The sequence below is a fragment of the Caldisericum sp. genome (genome assembly GCA_022759145.1).
In the GTDB taxonomy this organism is placed as follows: Bacteria; Caldisericota; Caldisericia; order Caldisericales; family Caldisericaceae; genus Caldisericum.
The window spans coordinates 1-5766 of the sequence record JAEMPV010000124.1; the positions used below are offsets into that span (position 1 = coordinate 1).

The following is a 5766-nucleotide window of genomic DNA, read 5'->3' on the forward strand; positions in this document are numbered from 1 at the left end:
AGAATACCACACAACACCAAAAAGACATCCATGCGCAAAAAACCAAAAAATAACACTATACTATACACAGAGGTATACCACTAAAATATTTGTAGAAGAGTTTTAGAAAATAAAAATCCGCAAATCTTTTCAATGTTAACTTTTACACAAAATACATAGACAAATCATTTCACCAATAAATCCCCTTCACTTGATCTTGTCAAAGTATTAGCTTCTGCGCCTCCTCAAAGATGCGGTCAGTGTTCCAATACTGCCAAATGCCCCAGCGACCGAACGGAACCACCCCCATCTCCCTCAAGAAACGCTCCAAATTACCTACGTCGCTGGAATGACTCAGCGTGTAAATGGGGTACCCGTACTCGTGAAGCCAACCAGTAACGACGTCAACCTCGCCTTCCCTCAGCTCGCCGAGCTCGACTAAGCCCTGTACAACCTCATGCTTCAACCCCTCAAGGTCCACCTTCTGTCCGCGCTGAACAGTGATCTCAGCAATAAGCGCCGACCTCCCAGGAGGAGCGTCTTCGCCGTAGTTTGAGATCCAAGCATAACGGTGGAAGGGGTAACGCTTGTCTGGCACATAAATCCAGTGGCGTTGCGGGGCATCGCGACGCAACCCGACACCCACGACCACCACCGAGTTGTAGTCAAGCCGTCTAGCAACCTTGAATGCCTCCTCTGGCAGACTGAAGATCTGTGGTGCTTCATTTAGGGGGAGCGTGCTGACTACGCGGTCGGCCTTAAAGCGATCATTTATCAGGAACTCGCCTCCGACCCGCTTCACCTCAACCACCCGCTCCCGCAGGAATCTAACGCCCAGCGCTTCAGCGCGTCTGTACGCGGCCTCCCACTGCTTCACGATACCCCCTCTCCTCGGGTAGTAGAAGACCGACTGCTCCCGGTAACCCACCGTGGGGATACCTGCCACCGCCTTCACAATTTCGTCAAGGGAAGGCAGGGGTAGACGACCGGGGATGTAAACCCAATCCGCAGAAATTTGATCAAGAGACCGCTTCCAGATCTTCTCGTTATAGGGGATAAGGTAGTCCTCAGCCACCTCGCGCCCAAAGGTGCGGAGCAACCACTCCCTAAAGTTCCTGGGCCGCTCGTCCCGTTGCTCGATCAAAGCCCTGATGAGGGAGAGACCGTAGCGGGCTCGCTTCTCGGGAGGCAGGGCGTAGATGCCGTTCTCGAATGGGTAGGGGACGAAGGTGCCGTTGAGCAACACGAACGATGCCCTCCCACGGGACACCCACTCACCGCCCAACGATAAGATGCCTTCGAGCACATCACGCCTTCTGCTGAAAACCACATGGCTACCCCCAACGTCGAACAGATAGCTTCCAACAACCTCAGAGCGAAGGAGCCCACCTCCGAAGTCCAGATCCACGCAGATGACATCCGCCGACGGGTAGAGGCTCTTGACATGGATTGCAACCACCAGCCCGGACCAGCCCCCTCCGAGAACCACGACGCGATGCATTTTATTTCATTTAATCGTTTTCTAACTGTTCTATAATTTTAGCGATTAATCTAGCTGTATCGGATATTTTGATAATGATTCCCTTCTTCAAAAAATTATTGAGAAAATCTATGTAATCACTATCACATATTGATAGCTTCGGAATTAAAATCCTTCTTGAAAAAGCTAGACAATCAAAAAATGTATATAGAGGAGTTATATCTAGACAATGAGGAATTAATATAAAGGAATTTCTTAAGTATTTCTCTCTAATTTTTAAATCTTCTATAGGTAAGTCAAAAAGCTTTATTTTGATATGAAAATTATAAGGAATACTTTTAATTAGCTTCGCATAAAAGTTCTTATGCCAGCGATTCCTTAAGGTTGATAAAATGTAAAATTCGTATCCTTGTTTCAAAAAATGCAGGATGAGGGGGATAAACAAGTGAAGTGGCTTTCTCGGTGTAAGGGTACCATAGTAAACGATCCTTTTCGTCATAGCTGAATCGTATTTATACCCTGATGTAGAGGATAACACCGGCACTCCATGATAAACGAGTATACTCCTCGGTATTTTCCGTTTATCAATTGGCGTGAAAACTATGGTAGCATCGTATAATTTGCTTAACTTACTAAGAATCATTGAAATAAAATAAATGTACAAACCGATTAATATATTAAGCTTATTAAGAGTAAAAGCTCTATAAATGTCCCTAATACTGTAAATAGATGGCCCATGAAATATCACTATGATCTTATTATGATGACATTTTAAAAAGAGTGTTGCTAACAATAGAAATACTGGAGCGAGAAAGGATAAATTAAACTTGGTGAAGTCAAAATTTAAAATGATAATGTTATCTCTCATTGACTTTATTAGGTACCTAGCAAAGTGTATGTTATAAGAGGGTATTGCTACAATTTCTTTTGCGTATTTCTTCTTTAAAAACAAATATAATTGAGTTTCAAAGTGAGTAGTGAAAGATGTATAAGTATCTCCTATATATATAATTTTTCTTCGCTTAAGAATTTCAGATTCTTTTGCCATAGTGCTTGATATTGTGCCAGAATAGGATACCGTATGCTAAACCTTGCAATAAATTTTTCAAGATGATGAATACATTTAAGTTACCATTCCTAATATTTCTCAAAATAGAGAAAACTAAATATTCTGGAATTATACCAATCAACAGATATTTTCTGTTGGTAAGCATGAAACATAAAAACAGGTTCTTCATCGCTTCGCGCATCCTTTTTTCGCTAATACGCGACGTGGTAGCACCACCAATATGAACTATTCGACCGAGCTTAAATGATGGAAATTTTACTTGTTTCTTCGAGCGAAGAACTCTCTGTAGCATAAGTGAAAGAGTGTAGTCATCGAAACCAATGAAGTAGAAAGGTGGAAAAAGATATTTTCTCTCTGAAATTATTTCGTCTATTAAATCCTTTCTTAACGCAAAGAAAGCTCCATGCAAGAAGTCTGATTCCCTTCTTTTTAAAGTTTTAAATTCAAGAAGCAAAGGACCTAATAAATTAGCGCTACTCCATTGGATGCTTCCATCAATGTTGAAAAGGCAATGTGTAAATGCTGGAACATCGATTGTTTTTGTGAGAAGGATTAATTTACATAATAGTCTCTTATCAAAGAATATTATATCTGAATCCATGAAAATTGCATACTTAAAATTGATGTATTTTCTGAGAAAGAGGCCAAGATTTCTTTGATTTGTAGAACCTATATCTTCTCCTTTAAGACTAACTATTACAGTAGCTAATCTGTTTTGTTTTACAATATTAATTAAGTCTTTTACTTCATTCCCATAATCAATAATTATCAATATTGAAGATTCGATGCACTCTTGAATATTTAACGATTTTATAAGATACTTCAGCCATCTAAGCGAAAAAGCATTATTTACAATTATCATGAAATCCCATCTTTTCCTTGCTATGTCGCTAATTGAGGGATATATTATCAATTGAAGTTTATTGTTTTTTAACATTGTCATTAAAACCTTTGATTATAAGCAAAGCACGCTGCCAGGAATCCATACCGCAAAAGTTGCATACCTGCTGAGATGCAATAAGCAACGCGCTACCTTTGCATTCAAGCAAAAGTTCGCGCGCTATAGCTATATAGCTGTTTTTTCCTTGAAAAACTCTGTACCGAACAAGTGCATTATTATTCAAAGGATCGATTTTAATTTTAACAATAGAAGAGTTACCACAATTAATTTGATATTCTGATATCGTCTTCGGATCTATCCTATATTCATTCACATAAATTTTGTAGGCATAGTTCACCTCTATGATTATATATTTATTACTTTCATTCAAAGTTAAAAACAATATATTGGTGCCAGGGTCGTAATAGTATATTATTCCATGTTTAGACAAACTATTCAAAAATTCTTGTAAAACGGGACTTTTCGAGAAGTCATAACGCCAGTCCACCCATATGTATTGTAGCCCCAGCATACGGCTAAAATAAGTGTATGTGTTTGAATAGTCACTGATTACTAGGAAAGGAGGTGGTGAAAAAGAGGCTGCCCGATCTGCTAGTTTGAAAGCTAGGGTATAATCCACCGGCCCCCCTGGGAAATTAATGTACAACCATGGAACAAGCATAAACAAAGAAAACATCACAACGGAAAGCGCTAATAGAGCTCGCTTTCTATAATTTTTATTACTTACAGTAAAGTGATGTTTCGAATCATATATATTATAGAGCAAAATGTAAGTGTAATAAATTGACGCCATTCTTGAGAAGAATTCACTCATACTAAAAAGACCAAAAGACATTAATGCAAATACTAGCGTATTAACCAGAATAAAAATTACTGAAAGTTTTGTCACAAAAATGTCCTTAAAAATAAAAACTGAGAGCATAGTTATAAAGATTAGGAAAACGTAATGAGAAGAGACATATAGTTCTATCATTGGCTGAAAAATCATTAAGATCATAACTGCTATCAGCAATGTAAGAATGATCGTGAGTAGCGGAATATGCGCTTCCATTTTATGGTTCCTAATAATTCCACTGATTTTGATCTCCTTATATAAACAACAATTATAGATAGCAACAATAATCTTATCAATATAGTTGCTTATCACAAAGGAAAAAAGCAAAATAAAAAATATACCAACAATGACTATTGGAAGAAGAGCTACATTAACTAAAAATGCTGAATGAGAAATAGTTAAATTCAGAATATCCTGCATACGGTCAGTATAAGCGACCGCATAAAATATTGTAGCCAAAATAAAGGATACGATTTGCGACTTACTTCTGGTAATAAATAAACTTAAAAAAGATAGGAGTAGAAATATCTCTGGTTCAATTATAAATGATAAAATTGCGCTCAGCAATTTTATAGGTTTGCTGTCATCAAAATATGAAACTATAAAGAAAAATGCAGAAACTACATATACTTTAAATGTTTCATATAAAAATGGATAGGGAAGATTAAAGAACGGGATCAAATACCCGAACCCATGCCAGATGAAAAGGAATAAATTGCTATTATACAATGATAGGTATTTCATAACATATAAAATTTTCAGTAGTAGAATGGGCGGAAAGAAGTAAATTACAAGCAACTCTGGGAGAGGTATTTTCCTTTGATAAAGCTCTGCTAGGAGACCAATTGTTATAGTTAAATGGAGTAAGATAAAAACGATAAAATAATCCATAAATATATTTCCATATTTTTCAATACACCATAAAAACATTCTTGATGAATGTTCTACCAAATTAATGCTAAAATGCTTTATTTGGAAAATGTAGTATATATAGTTAATACTATCACCAATAGATGTTAAATAAATTCTATCATCGAAAATTTTTATGACTGCAAAAAACTGCAACAATAACATCATAGTTATAACTGCTATGTCAATTGCTGATGAACACCGAGTCCTTGCATTCTCAGTCTCTTTAGCGAAGATTTGTATTTTGCAAGTATCTTTTCTTTTCCTAAAAATTAAAATTCTTAACAGTATGAATATGAGAATAACAGCTGCAACAACGAATGTTGACGTGTTTATGTTAAGGCCAGAAATTTCTGAGATTACAGCATTTATTATGATAATAGTGAAGAAAAGAACAGTAGCTCGTAAATATAAAAATCTTTCGAATGTTATTTTGGTTAATACGATTGCCAAAATAATTGAAGCAAAAAGTGCAAAAATCATAGCGAATCTAAAATGTTGTACCTACTTTCGCGATTTGTACAGAGAATTATGGATTTTTTCATTTTTGGTTTCTATGGCTAGGTTTTGATTGTGCTTGCTAGTGATATGGA

The 5766-nt window shown here is 36.9% G+C and carries 3 protein-coding genes; all 3 read right to left on the reverse strand.

All coding sequences use genetic code 11. From position 1 onward, the window contains the following. Positions 1 to 199: 199 nt before the first annotated feature. A complete protein-coding gene (locus JHC30_07045; GenBank protein MCI4463903.1) occupies positions 200 to 1438 on the reverse strand; it encodes an FAD-dependent oxidoreductase in 1239 nt (412 codons plus the stop codon). Between the two features lie 1052 nt (positions 1439 to 2490). Further along, positions 2491 to 3390: a hypothetical protein gene (locus JHC30_07050; protein MCI4463904.1), complete on the reverse strand. Its 900-nt coding sequence runs from the start codon at positions 3388 to 3390 to the stop codon at positions 2491 to 2493. Positions 3391 to 3448: 58 nt separating this feature from the next. Beyond that, positions 3449 to 5656, reverse strand: coding sequence for a hypothetical protein (locus tag JHC30_07055; GenBank protein MCI4463905.1), 2208 nt, complete (start codon positions 5654 to 5656; stop codon positions 3449 to 3451). Positions 5657 to 5766 lie beyond the last annotated feature (110 nt).

Coding starts and splice junctions, on each gene's coding strand:
- JHC30_07055 (MCI4463905.1), bottom strand. CDS start 5,656: ATGATTTTTGCACTTTTTGCTTCAATTATTTTGGCAATCGTATTAACC.
- JHC30_07050 (MCI4463904.1), bottom strand. CDS start 3,390: ATGATAATTGTAAATAATGCTTTTTCGCTTAGATGGCTGAAGTATCTT.